Consider the following 25205-nt stretch of genomic DNA (forward strand, 5'->3'; position numbering starts at 1 on the left):
TCACGGGTTGACGAGCAGCGACGACGTGTTGCCGATCTGCTTCTCGACGTTCTGCAGCTTGCCGGTGCGTGCATCCATCACGACGAGGTCGGACGTCGCCGTCAGCCCGTAGAACAGCGGTTTGTCGTCCTCGCTGACCTGGATCGACACGAGCGGATCGACCTTCTGCTGCGCGAGATCCCAGTGCACGACACGCTGCTTCGACTTCAGGTCGAATACCCACACCTGCGTGCCGGGATCCTTGTGCGAGCCGTCGCCGCCCTTGTGCATCAGCACGTAGTAGCGGTTCTGCGTAGCCTGCACGGCCGTTTGCTGCATGCCGCCCGGGCGCCAGCCTTCGGCGCGCTCGGCATCCGTCAACAGCGGCCACGGCTTGCCGAATGCGGGCTTGTCGCCGCTGAAATCCGCGCTGCGCACATTGCCGCCGTAGGTCGTGAACAGGTACCCGCCCTGGTAGCGCGACGCATTCACGAACGCCGGATCCTTGTCGACGTCGATGAACGCGTCCGACATCGTGCGCTTCGCTTCCTTGCCGTTCGCATCGAGCGTGACGGTCAGCGCCTTGCCGCTTTCGCACAACGCGGTGAAGCGGTCGTTGCCCGACGGATACGCGAGCACGCAGGCCGCCGTATCGATCTCCGACAGCACCTTCTTCGACACGGCGTCGATCACCGTCACCGACGCGGCCGGCGTGATGTTCGCGACGTACAGCCGCGTGCCGTCCGCGCTGAACGCGGTGTTGTACGGCGACGGCACGTGCTGCGCATGTTTTGCCGGAATCACGATCTCGCCCGCATGATCGAGCGTCGTGTTGTCGGTCATCTCGACCACGTCCGTACGCGTGCCGTGCGAGCCGCGCGAGAAGTAGGTCGTCGCGACGAAGCTCGTCCTGTGGTCGGGCGAAATAGCGAAGCCCGGGCCGAAGCCGCCGTCGATCTGGCCGAGCAGCTTCTTCGCGTCGGCGTCGTACACGTAGATGCGTCCGTCGGTCATCGACGGCATCGAGATGTCGACGATGTAGACCTCGTGCGGATGCCACGGCGGCATCTTCTGCACGACCAGTTCCTCCGGCTTTTCCGTCGCATTCGCGCCGCCGGCCCACGCCGCCGCGAACGCCAGCGTCGCCGCGAGCACCGCGGTTCGTCGCCTTGTCCTCATGTCGCCTCCAGTTGGGGAATCACGTGATGTGGGGCGACTGTAGTTCGACAATAAATCCGGTCAGCACCCGGACCGGCACCGCGTGCATGCCGATTCGGGATATTGGAAAACCGCCTGAAAGCCGCGCCGGCCGGAGGCTTCCGACCCTCTGACGAATACGCGCGGAATAGCGCTCCCCCTTATTGCGCCGACCACCCGGTCGGTTTAATCTTGCGCGGTCCTGATCGACGCACCTGGAGGCGCTGTGTTCGTGTTTCACGAGAGGTTCGACAACGCGGACCGGCATGCCGAAGCGCTGCGCGGCTGGAACCAGCGCTACGACCAGATCGGCTCGGGCGTGTATCGCAGCGCGGTCAAGCATGCGGTGCTGGACGGCGTGCAGTTGTTCCAGGAAGCCGCCAACGTTCGCATCATCCAGCGCGGAAGACTGCCGCATGACCATACGGTGTTCGGCATGCCGCTCACCGGCTCGGGCGCGTTCGCATTCGGCGGCGCACGCATCGAGCGCGGCACGATGGTGATGGCGCGCGGCGGTGCGCCGTTCGAGCTGCATTCGCCCGACGACATGTCGCTGATCGGTGTCGTCGCCGATCGCGAACTGATGCAGCAGGTCGAGGATGCGGCCGGTGTCCACCTCGACGAAGCCGCGTTGCGGCGCGGTGTCGTCGACATGCCCACCGCCGTGCTGATGCGCGCGAGCGTGCAGGTCGCCACGCAAATCGAGCGCGTGCTGTCGGCACCCGATACGTACCTCGATGCACGCGCGCAACGCGAACTGCGCGGCGAGATCGGCAACGTGCTCGTCGATCTCCTCACTTACCGGATGCCCGAGCCGTCGAACCGTCTCACGCACGCGTGCCGCGCCGACATCGTGCGCCGCGTGCACGACTACGTGATCGACCATCCCGAAGCACCGGTCGACGTGCTGAGCCTGTGCACGCAATTGCGCGTGAGCCGGCGCACGATGCAGAACAGCTTCCAGTCGGTCGTGCAGACCAGCCCGTTGAACTACGTGCGCTCGCTGCGCCTGTCGCAAGTGCGGCGGATGCTGCTCGATACGCGGCAGGCCGACCTGCCGATCAGCGACGCGGCCGCGCGCTGGGGTTTCATTCATCTCGGGCATTTCGCGAACGCGTACAAGGCGCAGTTCGGCGAATTGCCGTCGACCACCGCGCGCCGGTCGGTACGCGACGCAAAAACGCGCTGATCCCGCGCAAAACCCGCGATAATCTCCCGCTGACCGTTCGGCGCGCGCGAGCCGGCCGCGGCACCTGCCCGTCCGCTCGCCGCAACGTGCAATGCGCGACGACCACCGGATTCCATCTCCTGCTCCGATGCCCGAGGATTTCCATTTCCTGCTGCTGCCCGGCTTCTCCGCACTCGGCTTCATGTCCGCGGTCGAGCCGCTGCGCGTCGCGAACCGCTTTCGCACCGAGCTCTATCGCTGGCACGTGATCAGCGCCGACGGCGCGCCCGTCGCCGCGAGCAACGGCATTCCGGTTGCCGCCGAAGCCGCGTGCGCGGAGGTCGACAAGGTCGATACGGTGTTCGTCGTCGCGGGCTTCGATCCGCTCGTGTGCTACACGCGTGCGATCGGCGACTGGCTGCGCCGCCAGCACCGTCATGGTGCAACGCTCGGCGGCATCGATACCGGCAGCTTCGTGCTCGCGGAAGCCGGGCTGTTCGACACGTCGCAGCCGCTCACGCTGCACTGGGAAGCGCTGGCCGCGTTCCGCGAACGCTACCCCGGCCTGAACGCGACGCAGGAGTTGTTCGAGATCGACGACCGGCGCATCACGTGCGCGGGCGGCACCGCGTCGATCGACATGATGCTCGACCTGATCGGCCGCCGGCACGGCGCCGATCTCGCGGCGGCGATCTCCGAGCAGTTCGTCGTCAGCCGGATCCGGCAGCGCTCCGACAGCCAGCGGCTCGAGATCGCCGCGCGCTACGGCGTGCACAACCGCAAGCTGATCCAGGTGATCGGCACGATGCAGCGGCACATGGAAAACCCGCTCGGCTCCGACGCGCTCGCGCAGGAGGTGTCGATTACGCGCCGCCAGCTCGAACGGCTGTTCAGCGCGACGCTGAACGACACGCCGACGCATTTCTACCTGAACCTGCGCCTCGATCGCGCGCGTGAACTGCTGCAACAGACCGACATGAGCATCACATCGGTTTGCGTCGCGTGCGGGTTCGAATCGCCGTCGCATTTCTCGCGCACGTATCGCACGCGATTCGGGTTGAGCCCGCGCAACGACCGGCGTGCAACCCGCTGATCGTCGCCGGCTTTAGGCACAATCCAGCGCGGTATTGCACGTTCCGGCAGCGTTTCCCGCCGCGCGATGAACAATGCCGGCGATTGATCGACGAACCGAAGCGGTCGTCGAAAATAAATTGGAATGTCGTTGAAAATATTCTGTAACATACCAAAAAAAGTTAGATAGGCAGCCTAACGACACGCATGCCGCCGCTCGGCGTGCGTCGCGCCACGCGGGCCATCAACCGATATCGATCCGATCCGAGGGGTATGACATGACGATGCTCGCTTCGCCGTCGCCGCACCTGCCTGCCGTTCGCTTCTTCTTCCGCTCCCCCCGCTCTTCGCCCGCCTGTTTCTTTTCGACCTGACATTTAGGGTTCCTTAGTCAGTCGACGCTCCCAACACCGCTACGCCGCACCGGTTCCATCGAACCGGCGCGCGGGCCGTGTCGTGCCTGCGCGCCACGAACGCGCGGGCGTGTCCAACCGTTGAGATGAGGATCACGTATGCAGACATCACGCAAAGCACTGCCGCTCGCCCTGGGTCTCGCGCTCGGTTTCGGCATCGTCGGCGGCACCGCGGCCGATACGAAAGTGTCGAACCCGCAAGCAACGAGCCTGCGCGAAAGCCTGACGCGCGGCGTCGCGCCGCCGGCCGCCAAGGCCGATACGGCCGCCGGGCAGTTCCGCGCGGACGGGGTCGCCGTCACGCTGTACAACCCCGCGTATCGCGCGAAGAAAACCGCCACGACGCCCGCCGCCACCGCGCGCGACTTCGTCGCGTCGCAAGCCACGCAGCTCGGGCTCGACGCGACCGCGCTCGCGAGCCTCGTCGTCACGTCGGAACGCGCGGATGCCGACTTCACTGTCGTGCGCCTGCAGCAACAGGCGGCCGGATTGCCCGTCTACGGCAGCGATATCGCGGTGACGGTCGGGAAGGACGGCCGCATCCTGTACGTCGCGAGCAACACGATCAACGGCGTGGTCGCGACGTCCCGCAAGTCGCAAGCCGTCGACCAGCAGCAGGCGCTCGACCGCGCCCGCGCATATCTTGGCGTGAGCGGCTTCACGAACCTGGATGCGCAGCTGGTCGCGTTCGTCGACAAAACCGGCACGCATACCGTGTGGAAAGTGCGCGGCCGCCCGAACGACGGCCCGAAAGGCGACTGGGAACTGCTGATCGACTCGGGCAGCGGCGAAGTGCTGCGCGCCGAGGACAAGGCGTTCTACGCGACCGACGGCACGGGCTTCGTGTTCCGGCCCGACCCGTTGTCGCCGACCAGGAGCAGCTATGGCAGCACGGGATTCAAGGACAACAACGACGCCGATTCGTCGCAGCTCACTGCCGCACGCGTGCGCGTGACGCTGAAGGATCTTGCGCAGTCGGGTGGACGCTACTCGCTGACGGGCCCGTATGCCGTATGCGTCGATTTCGATGCGCCGCTCGACAAGGCCTGCCCCGTGCAGTCGACGCCCGCGTTCGAGTTCACGCGCGGCAACCTGTATTTCGAGGCGGTGAACGCGTACTACCACATCGACACGTTCCTGCGTTACGTGAACCAGACGCTCGGCATCAAGGCGCTGCCGTACCAGTACACCGGCGGCGTGCAGTACGACCCGCACGGCGAATCGGGCGACGACAACTCGTCGTACTCGTCGAGCAGCGGCCGGCTGACCTTCGGGCAAGGCGGCGTCGACGATGCCGAGGATGCGGACGTCGTGATCCACGAGCTCGGCCACGGCATCCACGACTGGGTGACGAACGGCGGCCTGTCGCAGCAGGAAGGCTTGTCGGAAGGCACCGGCGACTATCTCGCCGCCGCGTACAGCCGCGACTTCAACCAGTGGAGCCCGTCGGACGCGCAATACCACTGGGTCTACAACTGGGACGGCCACAACGAGTTCTGGGGCGGCCGCGTGACCAACTGGAACGTCGGGCGCACCTATGCGCAGGCGCGCGGCGCGGAGATCCATACGGCCGGCCAGTACTGGGCATCGTGCAACCTCGTTGCGCGTGACGCGATCGGCGCGCAGGCGATGGACAAGGCGTTCCTGAAAGGGTTGTCGATGACCAACAGCTCGACCAACCAGAAGGCCGCCGCGCAGGCCGTGCTGACGGCGGCGTCCGCGCTCGGCTACAGCAACGCGCAGCTCACCGCGATCGGCAATGCGTACAACCAGAGTTGCACGTACGGCGTGACCGTACCGAAGAAGTCGTAATTCCGCAGCAGGCGGGGGCGCGGCGCACGACCTGCGGCACGCCCTCTTCCTCGACATCGCCATCCTCACGAGATCGAACATGCCTACTCTGAAACTGACCCGCCTGGGCGCCGCGCTCGGCGGCATGCTGCTGACCGCCGCCGCGCATGCGGCGCCGGTGTGGATCACACTCGGCGACGCGGCGTTCCGCCAGTTGCAACGCATCGACGCCGGCGCCACCGCGCAGTACAGCACGACGCTCGACGCGGGCAAGACGGCCGACGGCGCCGCGCGCCGCGAAACCGTTCACGTCGTCGAAATCGACGATTCACGGCTCGGCGAGCTGGCCCACGCCGTCCACCATACGCGCGGCCACGGGCCCGGCTACGTCGTGCACGATTCGTTCGACGACGCGCGCCAGGCACTGCAGCCGTTGTCGCCGACGCTCGCGAAACAGGCCGCCGCATCCGCGTACAAGGTATCGAACGCGCCGCAGATCGGCACGTGGATCCAGCAACTCCAGGCGAGCAACATCGTCGGCACGATCACGTCGCTGTCCGGCTTCACGAACCGCTACTACACGACGTCGCACGGCGTCGCCGCGTCGGACTGGCTTGCATTGCAGTGGAAGCAGCTGGCGGGTTCGCGCGCCGATATCACCGTCGAACAGTTCGCGCACACCGGCTTTCCGCAGAAATCCGTGATCCTGACGATTCGCGGCAGCGATCCGGCCGCGGGCACCATCGTGCTGGGCGGCCACCTCGATTCGACGGTCGGCCGCACGACGGAGAACACGCGCTCGCCCGGCGCGGACGACGATGCGTCGGGCATCGCCAGCCTCACCGAAGCGCTGCGCGTGCTGCTGGCGAACAACTACAAGCCGAAGCGGACGATCAAGTTCGTCGGGTACGCAGCCGAGGAAGCCGGCCTGCTCGGCTCGAAAGCGATCGCGAAGCAGTTCCGCGCGCAGAATGCGAACGTGGTCGGCGTGCTGCAGCTCGACATGACGAACTACAAGGGCGATCCGAAGGATATCTACCTGATCACCGACTACACGAACGCGTCGCAGAACACCTACCTGACGAATCTGGCGAAGACTTACCTGCCGGAACTCGCGATCGGCACGTCGCAGTGCGGGTATGCGTGCTCGGATCACGCGTCGTGGAACGCGCAAGGGTATCCGGCGTCGTTCCCGTTCGAGGCCGACCAGAACGACAGTCCGTATATCCATACCGTGAACGACACGCTGGAGAATTCGGATCGGCAGGCGAATCATGCGCTGAAGTTCGGCAAGCTGGCGCTGGCCTACGCGGTCGATCTCGGGGGGAACGGCAGCGCGGCCGCGAAGCCCTGACGGTGCGTGGTCGGGAAGGAGGCGGCGGCAAGTGCATCCTTCCCGACTTCGGTCGAACGAGCGCGTCCGGGATCGGGCAGCGGCACAGGCTCATCGCCGCGGAAATTTCTGCAACCGGCGTTCGCGGACACATTCGTTAACGAATGACGCCTCCGTGTCGGGCAACCGGCGACATCGCGATATGGCAAATGTCTCGCTGCCGGCTTCGTGTGCGCGTCCGGATAAAATCATGGCTCGACCACTCCGCTACCCTCGCCTGCCATGATCGATACCACCCGCTCCCCCGACGACCTGTCGCCCGCTCGCGTCACGACGGCTTTCGACCTGCCCGGCCACACGACCGTCCGCTCGCTCGGCGTCGTGCAAGGCATCATCGTGCGCTCGCGCTCGATCGTCGGCTCGTTCGGCGCGTCACTGCAGACGATCTTCGGCGGCAACATCACGCTCTATACGTCGCTGTGCGAGAAAGCACGCCAGCATGCGTTCGACAAGATGCTCGCCGATGCCCGCAAGCTCGGCGCGAATGCGATCGTCGCGATGCGCTACGACTCGACCGAGATCGGCTCGGGTGTGACCGAAGTGATTTGCTACGGCACGGCCGTCATCGTCGAACCGGCATGACGCCCGGCACCGGCCAACCGCGTTGACGCGTTCCGCCGGACCTGCCGGCCGGGCTCCGCCCGCTGTCCCGACATCGTTCTTGCGCATCATCGGCAGCACCCGATCGCACCCGGTCGACCTGCCGGCGAATGCGCCCGAAACACGTGCGAAGTTTTCGATTGACGCGCCGCGCGGTTCCCTCTTACCATCGCTCTCGTTTTCATTCATGGAGGCTTCTGTGCCTACCGATGCGAGTTGTAGTTGGTCCTGCACCAACCTGACTGCCGCCTGAGGAAGCTTCGCAGAGCCTTGTCTTCTGCCGCATCCCGGGATAGCAGGATGCGGTGTCTTTCAGGATCGGCATGCCGTCGATCCGAAATTCCCGTACTCGACCATTCAGTTGCCGCTCGACACCCGGGCGGCGTCCGTACGTGATCCGCGTCGCGTGCGTGTGTCCGGCTGCATGCACGCGCATGCACAGCCCAGGTACACGTACGCGTTGCGCAAATAGACAGGAGTTCGAAATGGACGACGACCCTAGCCGATTAAGCTGCGCCGGCTCGCGTTCGCACGCCATGCCGGCGAATACCCGACTCCCAGCCTCTTATCAGCCGATCGCGCCCGACGCGGCGCGGCGGGAAGCGCTCGTCCGTCGTTGACGTCATGACGCTCCCGCCGTGTGCAGTCCGGCACCTGGAGCACGCATGACACGACTCGATCTCTCGGCTCAGCCGAACCGGCAGCACCGGTTTGCACACGACAACCACCAGGACGCGCTCCCGCGTGCCACCTCACCCGTCGTTTACGTCGATCCGCCGCCGCTTCTTCACGCGCGCCGCGCTGACGCCGACCGGGTCGCGCACACCACGCCCCGCCTTCTCATGCGCCGGCAACGCGGCACTGCCCGCCTTTCGGCGCCACGCCATGTCCGATGTACCGGGAGAACACCATGCAAAACCGTATGAAACTCCACGCCAGCCGCCTGATCCGCGATAGCTACGTCTACTTCAAGATGCCGTACGCGCTGCTCATGCATTTCGACCGGCTCGCGGCAGCCTATGACGCGCTGGATCGCAAGCAAAAGCACGCATTCTCGTTTCCCGAGCACACCGACGGCTTCCTGCCGTTCGGGCTCGAATACTCGCATGCGCCGGAGCGTCCGGATCTGTGCGACCGGTTCTGCTACTGGGTCGCGCGTCGCGATGCGCATCACGGCTTTGCGCTGGCCAGATCCGCGTTCTATCGCGAGATGGCCGCGTACGAAGCGTGCATCCACGCAATCGCGCAGGACCTGCTCGATGCGGTATGCGAGAACCTGGGCGGTACGCCGCAGCCGCCGGTCCGGCACAGCTCCTACCTGCAGTTCTGCGCGTACGAGCAGCATCACGGCAGCCACGACCGCGCATACCTGCAGGATCCGCACGAGGACGGCCACCTGCTGTCGTTCATCCGGCCGACGGCACCCGGCCTTGTCCTGCTGCCCGACTCGTCGCCGATTTCTGCGCTGCCGCGTTCCGACGAAATGATCGTGCTGGCCGGCTCGCTGCTCGAGGCGCTCACCGACGGCGAAGTACCGGCGATGCAGCACGCGGTCGAACGCCCGCGCACGCGCGCCCCGCGCAAGTCGCTGATGTACTTCGTCAATCCCGACCTGTCGGCCGCGCACGCCAGCACGATCGTCAACCAGCGGCCGCTGGACTTGCGGGCACTCGCCGAAGGCCGGCACGTCGCATTCGGCAACCGCGCGCTGTGCCGCCCGTGCGCGGCCTGATCCGCGTCGTCCCGCCCACCTTTTCTCCGGAGAATCCATGCTTGGACGCTTCCTCCCCGTCGAAAACCGCTTTTTCGACCTCTTCGACACGCATGCGCAGCACATCGTCCTCGCCGCGTGCGAGGTTCAGATGCTCCTCGACAATCTCGACGATGCCGAGCTGGCCATGGCCAACGTCCAGACCACCGAACGGACCGGCGACAAGCTCGCGCACGATGCCATCGACCTGCTGCACAAGACGTTCATCACGCCGCTCGATCGAGACGAGATCCACAAGCTGGTCACGACGATGGACGACATCCTCGACCTGATGGAGGACGTCGCGACCACCGTCGTGGTCTACGACCTGAAATCGGTCACCGACGAGGCCAGCGAGCTCGCGGAAATCGTCGTGCAGTCGGCGCTGCAGGCGCAGATCGCGGTCAACCTGCTGTCCGACATGACGGAGTCGGCGCAGATCCTCAAGGCCTGCGAAGAAATCGACACGCTCGAGACCCGCGCCGACCGCGTGCTGCGATCGGCGATCTCGAAGCTCTTTCGCGACGACATCGACGTGAAGACGCTCATCAAGCTGAAGGGCGTCTACGACCTGCTCGAACGCATTACCGACAAATTCGAGGATGTCGCGAACATCGTCGAAGGCATCGTGCTGGAAAACGCCTGAGCGAATCAACAAGATGCATTCGATACAACTCGCCCTGTGGATGGTCGCGACGCTGGTGCTCGTCGCGCTCGTATTCGACTTCATGAACGGCTTTCACGACGCGGCGAACTCGATCGCCACCGTCGTGTCGACCGGGGTGCTGAAGCCCCGGCAGGCCGTCGTGTTCGCGGCCGCGTTCAACGTCATCGCGTATTTCATCTTCCACCTGAAGGTCGCGCAGACCGTCGGTAAAGGCACGATCGATCCCGGGATCGTCGACCACTACGTCATATTCGGCGCGCTGGTCGGTGCGATCGGCTGGAACGTGATCACGTGGTACTACGGGATTCCGTCGAGCTCGTCGCACGCGCTGATCGGCGGCCTGGTCGGCGCGGCGCTCGCCAAGTCGGGCTGGAGCTCGCTGAACATCGACGGGCTGCTGAAGACCATCGCGTTCATCTTCATCTCGCCGCTGCTCGGCTTCATCCTCGGCTCGCTGTTCATGCTCGGCGTGTCGTGGCTGTATTTCCGCACCGCGCCCAGCAAGGTCGACCGGCGCTTCCGGCGGCTGCAGCTGCTGTCGGCGGGGCTGTACAGCCTCGGGCACGGCGGCAACGATGCGCAGAAGACGATCGGCATCATCTGGATGCTGCTGATCGCGTCGGGCTATGCGTCGGCAACCGCCGATGCGCCGCCGGCGTGGGTGATCGGCGCGTGCTACCTGTCGATGGGCCTCGGCACGCTGTTCGGCGGCTGGCGCATCGTGCGCACGATGGGCCAGAAGATCACGAAGCTCAAGCCGGTCGGCGGTTTCTGTGCGGAAACCGGTGGCGCGATGACGCTGTTCCTCGCATCGTTCCTCGGCATTCCGGTGTCGACCACGCACACGATCACCGGCGCGATCGTCGGTGTCGGTGCAACGCAGAAGCTGTCGGCCGTGCGCTGGGGTGTGGCCGGCAACATCGTGTGGGCATGGGTGCTGACGCTGCCCGCGGCCGCGCTGTTCGCGGCCGGCGGATGGTGGCTCGGGCACCGGATCTTCTGATGGCTGCGGCGCAACCCTGCGCGTGACGCACGGCGCATCACACGCCACGCGTCACGCGTCGCGTTCGAGCGACTTCATGTTCGTGAGCTGGGGAAACAGCCGCATCCACGTGAGCGCGACCAGGATCGTCGCGGTACCCCCCACGACGATCGCCGCCGGCGCACCCCACCACGCGGCCGTCACGCCCGACTCGAATTCGCCGAGCTGGTTCGACGTACCGATGAACAACGAATTGACCGCGCTCACGCGCCCGAGCATGTCGTCGGGCGTGCGCAGTTGCACGAGCGACAGCCGCACGACGACGCTGACTACGTCTGACGCGCCGAGCGCGGCCAGCGCCACGAGCGACAGCGCGAAGTGTCGCGACAAGCCGAACACGATCGTCGCGATGCCGAACGCGATCACGCCGCCGAACATCGCGCGGCCCGGCCGCCCCTTCAACGGGAAACGCGTGAGCCACAGCGTGCCCGCGAGCGCGCCGACGGCAGGCGCCGCACGCAGCGCACCGAGCCCCCACGGGCCGACCTGCAGGATGTCGCGCGCGTAGATCGGCAGCAGCGCGGTCGCGCCGCCGAACAGCACCGCGAACAGGTCGAGCGACAGCGCACCGAGAATCGCCGGCTCGCGCCGGATGAATGCGATGCCCGAAAACACCGAGCGCAGCGTGACCGGCTCGCGCGCGGGCGGCGCACTGCGCAGCGGGATCGTGCCGCTCAGCACCGCCGCGATCGCGAATGCGACGACGCTCGTGCCGAATGCCGCGGGCGCGCCGACGCCATACAGCAGCCCGCCGAACGCGGGCCCGAGGATCTGCGCGGCCTGGTTCGCGGACGTCGACAGCGCGGTCGCGCGCGGCAGGTCGGTGCGCGGCACGACGGCCGGTAGCAGCGACGACACCGACGGCGATTCGAACGCGCGGGCCGTGCCGACGATCGCAGCCAGTGCATACACGGCCGGTGCCGCCAGCCACCCTTGCGCGGCACCGAGCAGGAACACGGCGGCGGCCAGCGCCTCGACGCCCTGGCAGATCGTCGCGATGCGCCGGCGATCGTAGCGGTCGGCTACCTGCCCGACGACGAGCGTCAGCGCGAACATCGGCACGAACTGCGCGAGTCCGACGAGACCGAGCGCGAATGCACTGTGCGTGAGCGCGTAGACGTACCAGCCGATGGCAACCGACAGGATCTGGAAAGCCAGGGAAGACATGACGCGCGTGCCCCAGAAGCGCTGGAACGGGACATGGCGGAACAGGTTGGCGGGTAGCGGGGATAAAGGACTAGGGTCGGGCACGGAGTCGGTCATCGAGGTCTCGGTGGTCGGCGCTGTGCGTCGGTACCGTTCGAGAAACGACTGCGCACGACCACGCGTGCGCGCGACAACGGTGCCGAAGCGGCCAAAGCGCGATGATATGCCAACCGCGGAAAACGGGCCGGAGACGTGGGTGCCGACGATTCCGGCGGCCACGCGGATCGCGGCCGCCGGGTGGATGCCTGACGACAGGATCTTCCGATGCAGGCGGCCCGCGCGCTTTACTGCGGCGCGCCGGCTGTATCGCTCGAACCCATCACCATGCCGAATAGACGTTGCCCTTCCGGCGTGTCCTCGACTCTCCAGCCCTCGGCGCTCAACGCTTCCCGGATCCGGTCGGCTTGTGCCCAGTCCTTGTCCGCCCTCGCGCGCTCACGCTCACCGAGCAACACGTGGACATGTTCCGGAATGTCGAACGCAACCGGCCGCCATTCGCGCAAGCCAAGGCCGAGCACGTCATCGAAGCTGTCGACGGTCGCTTTCAGGGTGGCAGGCGGCAGGTTGCTCCTGACCAGATCCCACAGCACCGCGAGCGCCCTCGGCAGATTCAGGTCCTCGTTCACTTCGGCATCGAATCGCGCGACGAAGTCCGCATCGGCGCACCCGCCGTCCGGCCAGCCGGCATAAAGGTGCCGCAGTCGATTCAGCGCGGTGTGTGCCGCGTCGAGCGACGCCCACGTGAAATGCAGCTTGCTTCGATAGTGGGCCGTCAGGCACAGGTAGCGGTACGCGAGCGGATCGACACCCCGGCTCTGCAAGGTCTCCAGGCGAACGAAATCGCCGCTCGACTTCGACATCTTCGTATCGTCGTCAAACGTCAGGAAGTGCCCGTGCATCCAGTAATTCGCGAGCTGCGTGCCGTGGGCCGCCCGCGTCTGCGCGATCTCGTTGCTGTGATGCACGGCGATGTGATCCTCGCCGCCGCAATGGATATCGAACAATGTCCCGAGATACTTCGCCGACATCGCCGAGCATTCGATATGCCAGCCCGGAAAGCCGCGCCCCCACGGGCTGTCCCATTCCATTTGCCGCTTGACGTCGGCCGGGCTGAACTTCCACAACGCAAAATCCGTGATGCTCCGCTTCCCGCCCAGCGCCACCCGCTTGCCCGCCTGCAACCCCGCGCGGTCCAGCCGCGCGAGATACCCGTAGTCGTCCTGCCGACTGGTGTCGAAGTAGAGGCCGTCGTCCGTCCGGTAGACGTAGCCGCCGCGGTCGAGCGTATCGATGAACGCGATCTGTTCGGCGATGTGGTCGGTGGCGCGGCACCACACCGTCGGCTCGAGCAGGTTGAGCGCGCGCCAGTCGCGGACGAACGCCTCGGTGTAGCGCCGGGCGATGGCCCATGCCGATTCGCCGGTCCGACGGCTCCCCTTCTCCATCTTGTCTTCGCCTTCGTCGGCATCCGACGTCAGGTGGCCGACGTCGGTGATGTTGACGACGTGCCGGACCGCGTAGCCGTTGCGCGCCAGTACACGGCGCAGGAGATCCTCGAACACGTAGGTTCTCAGGTTGCCGATGTGGGCATGGTCGTACACCGTCGGGCCGCAGCAATACATGCCGACCTGCCCGGCCCGGACAGGCGTGAAGGGGCGCACGGTACGCGACCAGGTGTCATACAGCGCAAGCGGCATCGAATTTCTCCGTCCCGAAGGTGTGGGCCCAAAAACAAAAAGGCCGCCTGTCTTGCATCACAGGCGGCCGGAAGGCGATTGCTTGAATGTTCAGCGAATTCGCTAGACGCAACTTCCCCCTGGCATGTGCTGACAACATGCGCGGATCAGCGACGAGGGGGACATGGCGAGATCAAGCATGCGGACGATGCTAGCGCCTATAGACGGCAATGGTCAAGACCATCCGGGCGCTGTTTCCCGGGCGGTGGCCAGGCTGGCGGCGCGGGCCGGACGGCTTTCGTGCCCGCTCACGCCCGGCAAAAAAAAAGCGCGAACCGAGGTTCGCGCCAAAGAGAGACCGCTCGCTGAAGACGTCGCTGCCCCACCCATCCCGCTCAGAACGAATGCCGCATCCCGATCCGCACGTCGGCCTGCGTCTGCGTCGTCGACGGCGTGAAGCTGTAGCCGACCACCGCATCGACGCCCTGCGACGCGCGCAGGTAATCGCCGGAGATGTAGATGTCGGTGCGCTTCGACAGCAGGTAGTGCAGGCCCGCCGTGCCCTGGTTCCAGTGGTGGCCTTCGAAGCGCGTGTGCTGGTAGCCCGCGATGAGGCTCAGCGCCGGCGTGAACTGGTACAGCCCGCCGCCTTCGTACACCTGCATGTGTGACGACTGGCCGAAGCCCTTGATCGTCGTGTACGAGTAGTTGGCGTCGAGCGTCAGCTTGCCGATCGTGTAGCTGGTGCCGATGCCGAACGTGCCCTGGCTGTCGACGTCCATCGCGGTGTTCGCAAACAGGTCGGTGCGTGCGCCGGTCGCCGGATCGACGGTGACGGTCTGCTGGCCGAGGAACGTGTGCGTGCCGATCATCGCGTACGGGTCGAACGCGTAGATGCCGTTCGGGTTGTTCAGGCGCGTGTACGCGGCGCCGATCGAGAAGTCGCCCTTCGTGAAGCTCGCGCCCGCGCTCCATGCGCTGTTGCGGTGGAAGTTGCCCGCGACGTTGCCGAACGAGTACATCGCGCCGAACTTGAAGCCGCTGAGATCGTTCGACAGGAACTTCACCGAGTTCGGCAGGCGGTCGCCGTTGAAGCGGTCGAAGTCGCCCTGGTGGATCGCATAGCCGCTGCCCCACGCCGAAATGTTGTAGATCGACACGAGTTCGTTCGTGATGTCGAGCTGGTTGCCGAACGACAGCGTGCCCCAGTCGTTCTGCAGGCCGACATACGCCTGGCGGCCGAATTCCGCGCCGCCGAAACCGAGTTGCCCGTTGCCGAGGTGGAAGCCGCTCTCGAGCGTGAACACGGCCTTCAGGCCGCCGCCCAGATCTTCGGTGCCCTTGAGGCCGAAGCGGTTTCCGTAGGCGACGCCGTCGTCGAACTTGACCACGTGCGAACCGCCCGTGTTGTTCACGTACGTGATACCCGCGTCGAGAATCCCGTACAGCGTCACGCTGCTTTGTGCATGCCCGATGGCGGGAATACAGGCCGCGCATGCAAGCGCGGCGGCTACGGCAACTTTCTTTTGCTTCATTGTCGACCACCCTCCCTGAACCGTTCGATGGATAGAATCTCGTCCCGGCGCGTGCCGCGATGCGCCGGTGGATTCCAATTCAGACCGCCCCGCTGGCTTCGGCATTTCGTTTTCCGCAATAACGGAGCCATTGGCGAAAAATACAAACCCATATTTCGGGTCACCCGTCTGAAGGCGACACCAAATGGTCACGATGCGACGGATCGGGAAAACACGTAGACAGGCGGCACGGCAAAAACCGGCCGCCCGGAGGGAGGGAATCAGCGAGCGTCGAGGGCCGCGCGCACGGCCGGCAGGCCCGGTGCGCCGGCCGCCGTCGTCACGCCGTCGAGCCAGCCGGCGACCAGCGCGGGCTCGGCCTTCAGCGCATGCTGCGCCGCGAGCGCGGGCGAGGTCTTGTGGTCGAGCATGTCGGCGATCATCCGGTTCTCGACGTCGACGGAGAACGTCATCTGCCGGAACAGTCGCGCGAGGTTCGCGCACTGGCCGGCGAACCCGGCACGCGTGACCGTGTTGACCGTCGCGCCGCCGTAGTTCGGGCCGAAGTACGCATCGCCGCCCGACAGATACGTCAGATGAAACTTCGTGTTCATCAGATGCGGCTCCCACGCGAGAAACACGATCCAGCGCTTGTCGCGCACCGCGCGCTCGACCTGCGTGAGCATGCCCGTCTCGCTCGATTCGACGAGCGACCAGTTCGCGGACCCGAGCACGTGGTCGGACAGCATCCGCTTGATGTTCTGGTTCGCGGGCGCGCCGGGCTCGATCCCGTAGATCTTGCCGCCGAAGCGATCCGCGTAGCGCGCGAGATCGGCGAACGTATGCACGCCGGCGGCGGCCACGTAATCGGGCACGGCGAGCGTGAACTTCGCGCCGCTCAGGTTCGCGTGCAGCACGTCGATCGATTTCTCGTCGACGAACGGCTTCACGAGCGGCGCCTGCGCGGGCATCCAGTTGCCGAGAAAGACGTCGACCTGCCCTTTCTTGAGCCCCTGGTACGTGATCGGCACCGACAGGTTCGCCACGTCCTGCCGGTAGCCGAGCGCCTTCAGCACGACGCCCGCCATCGCGTTCGTCGCGTCGATGTCGGTCCAGCCGGGCGCCGCCATCTTCACGTTGCTGCACGTCTGCGGATCGGCCGCGTGCGCGGCCTGCGTCGTCATCAGGCACGCGGCGGCGGCGAGCGCCACGCCGATCCTTCGGATTGCTGCATTGCGTTGCCGTTTCATGGTTCGCTTCCTCCGTCGTTGTTCAATGATCGCGATGCGGTACGCTCAGCGCCCGACACGCGGAAACCGCGCCATTGCCTCGAGCGTGTCGAGCTCGATGTGATTGCGCATGTAGCGCTGGCTCGCGTCGGTGAACGGCTGCCAGTCCCACGCCTGGATGCGGCCCTGCGTCGTGGCCGCGTAATGGAAGCGCCGGCGCCGCTGGCTCGCGCGCACCTGCCGGTCCAGCTCGGGCAGGTTCCAGCGCTGCGCGGCTTGCGCGCGGAACGCGGCAAGCACGTCGGCCGCTTCCGGCGTGCCGGCCAGGTTCGTCAGCTCGCGCGGGTCGCCCGACAGGTTGTACAGCTGGTCGGGATCGAGCGGGCAATGCACGTACTTCCAGTCGCCGCTGCGGATCATCACGACCGGCGCAACCGCGCCTTCCGCCAGGTATTCGCCGAGCGCAACGTCGTGCGCGGGCGTGCCGTACAGGTGCGGCACGAGGCTCGCGCCGTCGACCGGGTCGGGCCAGCCGCCGGCCGGCGCGGCGCCGGCCGGTCGACGAGCGTCGGCAGCAGGTCGACGTGCGACACGGGCCCGCGCACGCGCGCGGCAGCGAAGCGGCCCGGCGCATGCACGATCAGCGGCACGCGGCAGCCGCCTTCGAAGAACGTCATCTTGTACCAGAGCCCGCGTTCGCCGAGCATGTCGCCGTGGTCGGACGTGACGATCACGATCGTATCGTCGGCGAATCCGCATTGCTCGAGCGCGGCCAGCACGCTGCCGAACTGCGCATCGACGTAGGAGGTCGCGCCGTAATACGCGCGACGCGCGGCGCGGATCTGCGCGTCGGTGGGCGGCGTGCGGTCGTTCTCGCAGACGAAGCGCAGCCGCTGCGAATGCGGATCGCTTTCGGCCGCGTCGAGCCGCACGGCCGGCATGTCGATTTCTTCGTCGCTGTACCGATCCCAGTATTCGCGCGTGATCGCGTACGGGTCGTGCGGATGGGTCAGCGACACGACCATGCAGAACGGCCGCGCATCGTGCCCGGCCGCGCGCTCGCGCGCGACGTCGTACAGCTTCTGCTTCGCGGCGAACGTGACTTCGTCGTCGAAATCGAGCTGGTTCGTGCGCACGCACGGGCCGGCCTCCAGCACCGAACTCATGTTGTGATACCAGCTCGGCCGCTCGGTCGGGCTGTCCCAGTCGGGCACCCAGCCGAAATCGGCCGGATAGATGTCGGTCGTGAGGCGCTCCTCGAAGCCGTGCAGCTGATCGGGACCGCAGAAATGCATCTTGCCGGACAGCATCGTCCGGTAGCCGCCCGCGCGCAGGTAGTGCGCGAACGTCAGCGTTTGCGCCGGCAATTCGGCGGCGTTATCGTAGGCGCCGATCCCCGACGGCAGCTTGCCCGTCAGCAGCGAGAAACGCGACGGCGCGCACAGCGGGCTCGCGCAGTACGCCGCGTCGAATACGACGCCTTGCGCGGCGAGACGGTCCAGCGTCGGCGTGCGCGCGACGCGATTGCCGTAGGCCGGCAGCGCGAACGGCGTGAGCTGGTCGGCCATCAGGATCAGGATGTTGGGTGTCGGGTTCGTCATCGGCTGTCGTGGGGAAAACGGTGTTCGAATGGAACGGTGCGCCGCTCGTGCAGCGGGATGTCCGGCATGACGGAAGCGGCTCGACGAAAGTGCCGCACGGGCGGGCCGTGCTGGCTAGAATCGCGGAATACGTTGCGCGGCGGCCGTGAAGCAGACTGTGAAGCAGGCCGTGAAGCACAGGTGCCACACCGTCCGCAGCACTATCGCCCGCCCGAATTCGCGCGGGTAGGCGTCCGGCCCTTATGGGGCCATTAGAGAGACTTATGTCGAAATCCGAACCGTTACCGTCGATGCAGGCGCTGCGCGCGTTCGAATCGGCCGCCCGGCTCGCGAGCTTCACGGCCGCCGCGCGCGAGCTCGGCTCCACCCAGCCTGCCGTGAGCCAGCAGGTGTTCCAGCTCGAAGCCGAACTGGGCGTACCGCTGTTCGAGCGCAGTCCGCGCGGCGTCACGCTGACGGCCGACGGCGAGTGCCTGTACGAAGCCGTGCGGCTGAGCCTCGACACGCTGCGCGGCGCGACCGCGACCCTGCGTGCGCGCCGCGAGCACGGTGCGCTCACGATCGTCACCGACTTCGGCTTCGCGACCTACTGGCTGATGCCGCGCCTGGCCGGGCTGAAGCGCGTGATGCCGGATGTCGACGTGCGCGTCGTCACGTCACAGGATTACGACGCGCAGCGCGACCATGGCGACATCGCGATCCTGTTCGGCGACGGCCACTGGCCCTCGTGCACCGCCGCACGTCTCTTTCCGGAATCGGTCACGCCCGTCTGCTCGCCGGCGTTCCGCGACGCGCACCCGCACGTCGCGCGGGCCGAGCACCTGCTGACCCTGCCGCTGCTGCACGTGCAGCCGACGCGCCCCGAGCGCTGGCTGTCGTGGTCCGGCTGGTTCGACGCGCACGGCCTCGATACGGTGGCCGCCGCGCGCGGCGTGACCTTCAACAGCTACGCGCTCGTGATCCACGCCGCGCTGCTCGGCGAAGGCGTCGCGCTCGGCTGGGCGCCGCTCGTCGACGAACTCGTCGCGGCCGGGCAGCTCGTGAAGCCCGTCGACGCGCCGGTCGTCACGTCGCGCGGCTACTTCCTGGTGCGGCCGCCGCAGCGGCCCGAGCCGGACGCGACCCACGTGTTCCGGCGCTGGCTGCTCGACGCCTGCGCGAGCGCGTGACGGGCCCTGCCCGCCCCTGCGCGCTGGCGCGCCGATACCAGCCACACGGCGCGTTGGTTCTATCCGCCCCGAAATCGTCCTGATTTACTTGAGCCTCCCGCTACCCGCGCGGCGCGGCGCCTTCGTGCGCCGCCGCACGGCCGTGCGCCCATGCCATCCGAGGAGTCTCATGACCGCCGAGCACCGCCCCGATCAATTCGTCCTGACACTGTCGTGCCCGAGCGCGGCCGGCCAGGTCGCCGCCGTCGTCGGCTTTCTCGATCGCCATCGCTGCTATGTCGATGCGCTGAACGTGTTCGACGACGATCTCAGCAACCGCTTCTTCGTGCGCTGCGTCTTTCATCCAACGGATGAAACGCTGCAGATCGATGCGCTGCGCCAGGAATTCGCGCCGATCGCGGCCGTGCTCGGCGGCGGTGAAAGCGACACGCAATGGGCGATCCATGACGTGAACGCACGGCCGAAGGTGCTGATCATGGTGTCGAAGCTCGAGCACTGCCTCGCGGACCTGCTGTTCCGCTGGCGGATGGGCGAACTGAAGATGGATATCGTCGGCATCGTGTCGAACCATCCCGACTTCGAGCCGCTCGCGGTGCAGCACGGGCTGCCGTTCCGCCACTTCCCGATCACGGCCGATACGAAGGCGCAGCAGGAAGCGCAGTGGCTCGACTTCTTCGAGACGAGCGGCGCCGAGCTCGTGATCCTCGCGCGCTATATGCAGGTACTGTCGCAGGAGACGAGCGCGAAGCTCGCGAACCGCGCGATCAACATCCACCATTCGTTCCTGCCCGGCTTCAAGGGCGCGAAGCCGTATCACCAGGCGCATGCGCGCGGCGTGAAGCTGATCGGCGCGACTGCGCACTTCGTCACCGACGATCTCGACGAAGGCCCGATCATCGAGCAGGTCGTCGAGCGCGTCGATCATGCGCTGCGCCCGGAGCAACTGCTCGCGGTGGGGCGCGATGTCGAATCGCTGACGCTCGCGCGCGCGGTGAAGGCGTTCATCGAGCGGCGCGTGTTCCTGAACGGCGATCGGACGGTGGTGTTTCCGTAACGCACGAACGCACGACGCTCACGTGGAAGCCGACGGCACGCGCGCAGGCGCCGTGCCGATTCGATGCGCCCTGCGCCGCAGGTACAGGTTGTTCAGGATCAGCGCCGCACCGGTCAGTGCGGCGCCTGCGATCTGTGCATGATTCGGCACGACGCCCGTGAATGCGGAAACGGCGAATGCCGTAATGGGCACGATGTCCATGAACAGCACGCCGTTCATCGGTCCGAGAATCCGGTTGCCCGTCATCCACAGCAGGATCGCGCCGAAGCCGGCCACCGGCCCCATGTACGCAAGATGCGGAAGGACCGCATGCACCGCGGCGAGTGACGGTGCCGCGATCCGGTGCGTGACGATCAGCAGCAGGTTGACCGCGACGATCGTGGTCAAGCCGAGCCACGTCGTGAAGGTCGTGTATTTCAAAGCCGACCAGCGGGTGAAGCGTGCCGCGCCGAACGTATAGACGACCCAGCACAACGCGCCGACGATGATCAGCGCGTTGGCCGCGTAGTGCTGCGGCTCGTGCAGCGCGGCAATCACGTCGCCGCGCGTGATGACGAGGGCCACGCCGGTAAAGGACAGCACGACGAACAGCACCGACACCGGCGCGGGCGCGATGCGCCGCACCACGGCATTGAGCAGGAGCCCCATCATCGGCTGCGTCGCCATCATGATCGATGCGGTCAGCGCGCCTTCGTCGCCGGCCAGTTGCTGGCCCAGGAATACGAACGATCCGAATCCGCAAAAGCCGATCGACCCGAGCAGCCACGCGAGCGCCACGGGCTCGCCTGCCGAACGGAATGCGTCGGGCCCTTCGACGATCCGCAGCAACGCAATGAAGCCCGTGCCGGCGATCAGGTAGCGCAGCGACGTGAACGTGAAGGGATCGATGTAGCGCAGCGCATCGGTCATCACCGGAAACATCACGCCCATCAGGATCGTCGCGGCCACACATGCCGCGATGCCTTTGCCGTACGCGCTCGCGGCAGGCGTTGCGGGAGTTGCGTTATTCATGACCGATCATTCCCAAATTAATTGAAAAATGATGCCGGTGCGACTGCGCGCAGCAGCAGCGTCGTATCAACCACCTTGCCGTTCTTGCCTGCCCTTCACGGTCTCGATGCGGGCGTCGGGAATGCCTCACATTTGAAACCGTTCATTCTCAAAATAATCAAAAAAATCAGGTCAGTGCCCGCATCGCGATATCGACGATCGATGCCAGCTCCGCCTCCGACGCGCTCGACTTGCCCAGCACGCGCATGCCCTGGATCAGGCACAGCAGGAACCGGCCCACCTCTTCCGGATCGAGATTGCGGTCGAAATCGCCCGACTGCTGGCCGCGTGCGATGGCCAGGCTGAACTGCGTGCCGATGCGCAGCAAGGTCGATTCGATGTACGGACGGAGTGCGTCGTCGCCGGGCAGGAGTTCGACGGTAGAATTCGTGATGAGGCAGCCGCGTCGCTCCGACAGCCTTACACCGATTTCCGTGTAGTGCAGCAGCGCTTCCCGGAGTGCCTGCCGCGGCGGCAAATCCGCCGCGAGACGCTCCTTGAGCCGTGCGATCGCGCCTTCGGCGTAGCGGTCGAATGCGGCGATCAGCAAACCGTGCTTGTCGCCGAACGTGCGGTACAGGCTGCCGCGAAAGACGCCGGTCGCCTCGCACAACGCGTCGATCGACGTCGCGTGATACCCCTGCTCCCAGAACACGCGTGCTGCCGCGTCGATCACCTCGTCGGTGTCGAATTCGCGCGGGCGCCCCCTGTCGCGGGTGCCGGAAGACGTCGAGGTCGGGCTCATGGATGCCGATATTAGAACCGATCGTTCTCAAAATCAAGCGGTCACGCGCCGTGAATGCGTCGCGCGCCGGCATGAATGACGAAAGCCCGACCGCTTGCCAGCGAGTCGGGCTTCATTGCCTGCCGCGATATCGATCGCGGCGTCCGTGTGCGGTTTCCGGACGCCGCGCTCCGTTACACGGCTCGACGCGTCACTTCACCCACGCAAAGTAATACGACAACCAGATCGTCAGCCCCGCGCCGACCAGCGCAACGTAAGGCATCAGGTTCAGCCACATCGCGCGCTTCGGCACTTCGAGCTCCATGTCGCGCTGCATCTGCGCGGGGAACCGGCCGCGATCCTGCCAGTAGTGGCGGAACAGGAACACCGGCACGATCAGCAGCATCGCGATCAGCCCGTTGCGCAGCGTGCCCTCACCTTGCAGGTTCGCGCCCGCGCCGACATACACGAGGTTCGCGTAGCCGCAGATCGCGCCGCCGACGAGCAGCCAGGTCGGGCAGCGGAACGGCCGATCCCAGTTGCCGCGATCCATCCGGTGGATCCAGCCCGACTGAAGATTCAGGAATACGAACAGCATGTAGCAGACATTCGAGATCGACAGCACCGTCATGTAGTCCGACATCATCAGCAACACGAGGTTGAAGCCGAGATCGGTCCACATCGCACGCGTGGGCGAGCCGTGCTCGTTCACGTGCGACAGGTACTTCGGCAGCCAGCCGTCGACCGATGCCTGGTACAGCGTGCGCGACGAGCCCATCATCGACGTCATCACGATCAGCAGGATCGACAGCATCAGCATCACGACGACCGCATTCGCCACCCACGCGCCACCGCCGACGATCTTCGCCATCGCAGCCGCGACACCGGTGCCGTCGCCGATCGACGGATCGAGCATCGCCTGCGTGCCGAGTGCGCCCTGGAACGCCATCGGCACGAGCGTCATCACGACGAGACACAGTGCGCCCGACCAGAAGATCGCCTTGGCGGTATCACGACGCGGGTCACGGAATTCACGCGTGTAGCAGACGGCCGTCTCGAAGCCGTACGACGCCCAGCCGGCCATGAACATCGCACCGAGCGCCATCGTGACGCCCTGCCCGTTCCACGAGCCGAACGTCGCGGCCGTGAGATTGCCGTTCGCGTCGTGACCGAGCGGCAGCAGCGGGAGCAGGTTCGACATCGGCACGTCGCCCGTGACGAACGGCACGATGCCGACGATCAACAGCGGCGTGAGCGAAGCGATGCCGAGAATGCGCTGCGTACGCGCAGCCTTCGATGCACCGCTGTGCTGAAGCTTGAACGTGATGAGAAGCAGGATCGTCGCGATGATGAACGTCGCATTGATCCGCAAAGACAGACCCGGCTTGATGAACCCGAGATCTGCAACCTTGAGCTGCCAGTGCAGCACCGCCGCATCGGCGGGAAAGAGGCTCGTGAGCGCATAGCTCGCCGCGAGGCCGCAGCCGAGCGCAAGCATCGGCGACCACGCGAGCCAGTTGCACCACACGGAAACCGGGGCAATCAGCTTGCTGTAACGGACCCAGCCGATCGCGCCGTACACGGACGCGCCGCCCGATTTATGGGGAAATAGCCCCGATATTTCCGCATAAGTCGCGCTTTGAACCAGCCCCATCGTGATCGCGGCGATCCAGATCGCCCACGCGGGCTGGCCGATCGTCGCGCATACGCCGCCGATCGTGAACAGCACGCCTGCCGGCACGCCGCTCGTTACCCAAAAAGCGTCTTTCCAGGTCAGGCCACGATGCAGCGTGTGGCCCGTCGAATCATGTGAGATGGTTGCCTCAACATCACTGGTGCGATTCGCACGCAGTCCTGCTTGACTCATCCAATTCCTCCTGTGATGACTCTGCACAAGGGCGCTAGTGTAACAACTTACGCACTTTTCTGCAGAATCAAAAAAATAATTCCGGGATAAGGTCGCGTCGCAGTGCGATTATTTCGCATTCCTTCCAACCTTTCCCGGACTGTCTCTTCATCTTGTTATTGCGGCGAATCGCCGCGGTCTTACTGTGCGCCTTCGGTCCACGTGTTCACGCGGTCGGCATGGGCCGCGATCCACGCATCGGCTGCTGCTTCCGGCTTCGAGCCGTTCTGGATCGCCAGCATCACGCTGTCGATTTCACCCGGCTTCCACTGGAATTTCTTCAGGAACGCGACCACCGGCTTCGCCTTCGCTTCGAGCCCCGGATTCACGACGCTGTCGACATGCTCCGCGCCGCCGTACACCTTCTTCGGATCCTCGAGGAAGCGCAGCTTCCACTTCGCGAACATCCAGTGCGGCGCCCAGCCCGTCACGATGACCGGCTTGCTCGCACCGACCGAACGCGACAGCTCGGCCGTCATCGCGCTGCCCGAGCTCGGCATCAGCGTGTAGTTCAGCCCGTAGCTCTTGATCGCGTCGTCGGTCTTGCGCATCACGCCGGCACCGGCATCGATGCCGACGATCCGGCCGCCGAAGCTGCCCTTCTCCGCGTTCAGGTCGTCGATGCTCTTCGCCTTCACGTAGGCGGGCACGATCAGGCCGATCTTTGCATCCGGGAAATTCGCGCCGAGGTCGACGACCTTGGCCTTGTATTCATCCCAGTACGAGCCGTGCGTGACCGGCAGCCACGCGGACAGCGTCGCATCGAGATCGCCGCGCGCGACGCCCTGCCACATGATCCCGGCCGCGACCGGCACGAGCTTCACTTCGTAGCCGAGCTTCTTCTCGATGACGCGGGCCGCGACGTTCGACGTCGCCACGCTGTCGTCCCAGCCTTCGACGTAGCCGATCTTCAGCGTCGGCTTCGTATCGGCCAGCGCCGATGCGCTCAATGCCACCATTGCCGACAGGGTGCCGGTCCAAAACAGTTTTCCGAGCAGTTTCATG

Annotated in this window: 19 protein-coding genes and 1 pseudogene; 10 read left to right on the plus strand and 10 right to left on the minus strand. The window is 65.9% G+C overall.

Going from position 1 to position 25205, the window contains the following annotated elements:
• Entirely contained in the window at positions 1-1158 is a 1158-nt protein-coding gene (locus LXE91_RS22365) for an amine dehydrogenase large subunit (RefSeq protein WP_039356621.1), read from the minus strand.
• 244 nt (positions 1159-1402) lie between these two features.
• On the opposite strand from LXE91_RS22365, the gene LXE91_RS22370 reads away from it, so the two are divergent.
• The 8 genes from LXE91_RS22370 to LXE91_RS22405 all read left to right on the plus strand — a co-directional run bounded on the left by LXE91_RS22370 (position 1403) and on the right by LXE91_RS22405 (position 11032).
• A complete protein-coding gene (locus LXE91_RS22370; RefSeq protein ID WP_039356625.1) occupies positions 1403-2365 on the plus strand; it encodes a helix-turn-helix domain-containing protein in 963 nt (320 codons plus the stop codon).
• Positions 2366-2492: 127 nt separating this feature from the next.
• Positions 2493-3437 (plus strand): GlxA family transcriptional regulator, encoded by a 945-nt coding sequence (locus tag LXE91_RS22375; protein WP_039356628.1) that lies wholly within the window; start codon positions 2493-2495, stop codon positions 3435-3437.
• Positions 3438-3927: 490 nt separating this feature from the next.
• Positions 3928-5640: a M36 family metallopeptidase gene (locus LXE91_RS22380; protein ID WP_039356630.1), complete on the plus strand. Its 1713-nt coding sequence runs from the start codon at positions 3928-3930 to the stop codon at positions 5638-5640.
• A 79-nt stretch (positions 5641-5719) separates the two neighbouring features.
• On the plus strand, positions 5720-6973 hold the full coding sequence (locus LXE91_RS22385; protein WP_039356633.1) for a M20/M25/M40 family metallo-hydrolase: 1254 nt from the start codon (positions 5720-5722) through the stop codon (positions 6971-6973).
• 261 nt (positions 6974-7234) lie between these two features.
• Complete coding sequence (locus LXE91_RS22390; protein WP_039356636.1) at positions 7235-7594, plus strand: YbjQ family protein; 360 nt, start codon at positions 7235-7237, stop codon at positions 7592-7594.
• A gap of 940 nt (positions 7595-8534) precedes the next feature.
• Positions 8535-9344, plus strand: coding sequence for a 2OG-Fe(II) oxygenase family protein (locus LXE91_RS22395; protein WP_039356639.1), 810 nt, complete (start codon positions 8535-8537; stop codon positions 9342-9344).
• A 37-nt stretch (positions 9345-9381) separates the two neighbouring features.
• On the plus strand, positions 9382-10008 hold the full coding sequence (locus LXE91_RS22400) for a DUF47 domain-containing protein (RefSeq protein WP_046544114.1): 627 nt from the start codon (positions 9382-9384) through the stop codon (positions 10006-10008).
• Positions 10009-10021: 13 nt separating this feature from the next.
• The gene (locus LXE91_RS22405; RefSeq protein ID WP_046544115.1) at positions 10022-11032 is read left to right on the plus strand and encodes an inorganic phosphate transporter; all 1011 of its coding nucleotides are present in this window, start codon (positions 10022-10024) and stop codon (positions 11030-11032) included.
• 51 nt (positions 11033-11083) lie between these two features.
• Here LXE91_RS22405 and LXE91_RS22410 read toward each other — a convergent pair whose 3' ends face one another.
• The 5 genes and pseudogenes from LXE91_RS22410 to betC all read right to left on the minus strand — a co-directional run.
• On the minus strand, positions 11084-12334 hold the full coding sequence (locus LXE91_RS22410) for an MFS transporter (protein ID WP_039369634.1): 1251 nt from the start codon (positions 12332-12334) through the stop codon (positions 11084-11086).
• Between the two features lie 227 nt (positions 12335-12561).
• Entirely contained in the window at positions 12562-13974 is a 1413-nt protein-coding gene (gene cysS / locus LXE91_RS22415; protein WP_039369612.1) for a cysteine--tRNA ligase, read from the minus strand.
• A gap of 374 nt (positions 13975-14348) precedes the next feature.
• Positions 14349-15488: a porin gene (locus LXE91_RS22420; protein ID WP_039369609.1), complete on the minus strand. Its 1140-nt coding sequence runs from the start codon at positions 15486-15488 to the stop codon at positions 14349-14351.
• Between the two features lie 260 nt (positions 15489-15748).
• Entirely contained in the window at positions 15749-16717 is a 969-nt protein-coding gene (gene choX, locus LXE91_RS22425) for a choline ABC transporter substrate-binding protein (RefSeq protein ID WP_039369606.1), read from the minus strand.
• A gap of 45 nt (positions 16718-16762) precedes the next feature.
• A pseudogene (gene betC, locus LXE91_RS22430) lies at positions 16763-18313 on the minus strand (choline-sulfatase); the annotation flags it as partial.
• 247 nt (positions 18314-18560) lie between these two features.
• Here betC and LXE91_RS22435 point away from each other — a divergent pair.
• Complete coding sequence (locus tag LXE91_RS22435) at positions 18561-19466, plus strand: choline sulfate utilization transcriptional regulator (protein ID WP_039369602.1); 906 nt, start codon at positions 18561-18563, stop codon at positions 19464-19466.
• Positions 19467-19635: 169 nt separating this feature from the next.
• Positions 19636-20520 carry a formyltetrahydrofolate deformylase gene (gene purU, locus LXE91_RS22440; protein WP_039369598.1) on the plus strand — a complete coding sequence of 295 codons (885 nt, stop codon included), beginning with the start codon at positions 19636-19638 and terminating at the stop codon, positions 20518-20520.
• Positions 20521-20538: 18 nt separating this feature from the next.
• Here the strand turns inward: purU and LXE91_RS22445 are convergent, their stop codons facing one another.
• The 4 genes from LXE91_RS22445 to LXE91_RS22460 form a co-directional block, all read right to left on the minus strand.
• Positions 20539-21531: a DMT family transporter gene (locus tag LXE91_RS22445; RefSeq protein WP_039369594.1), complete on the minus strand. Its 993-nt coding sequence runs from the start codon at positions 21529-21531 to the stop codon at positions 20539-20541.
• Positions 21532-21697: 166 nt separating this feature from the next.
• Entirely contained in the window at positions 21698-22315 is a 618-nt protein-coding gene (locus LXE91_RS22450) for a TetR/AcrR family transcriptional regulator (protein WP_039369590.1), read from the minus strand.
• Between the two features lie 190 nt (positions 22316-22505).
• On the minus strand, positions 22506-24161 hold the full coding sequence (locus LXE91_RS22455; RefSeq protein ID WP_039369587.1) for a trimethylamine N-oxide permease: 1656 nt from the start codon (positions 24159-24161) through the stop codon (positions 22506-22508).
• 179 nt (positions 24162-24340) lie between these two features.
• The gene (locus LXE91_RS22460; RefSeq protein WP_039369584.1) at positions 24341-25204 is read right to left on the minus strand and encodes a glycine betaine ABC transporter substrate-binding protein; all 864 of its coding nucleotides are present in this window, start codon (positions 25202-25204) and stop codon (positions 24341-24343) included.
• Between the last annotated feature and the right edge of the window lies 1 nt (position 25205).

The sequence above is a fragment of the Burkholderia contaminans genome, from assembly GCF_029633825.1.
GTDB classification, from domain to species: domain Bacteria; phylum Pseudomonadota; class Gammaproteobacteria; order Burkholderiales; family Burkholderiaceae; genus Burkholderia; species Burkholderia contaminans.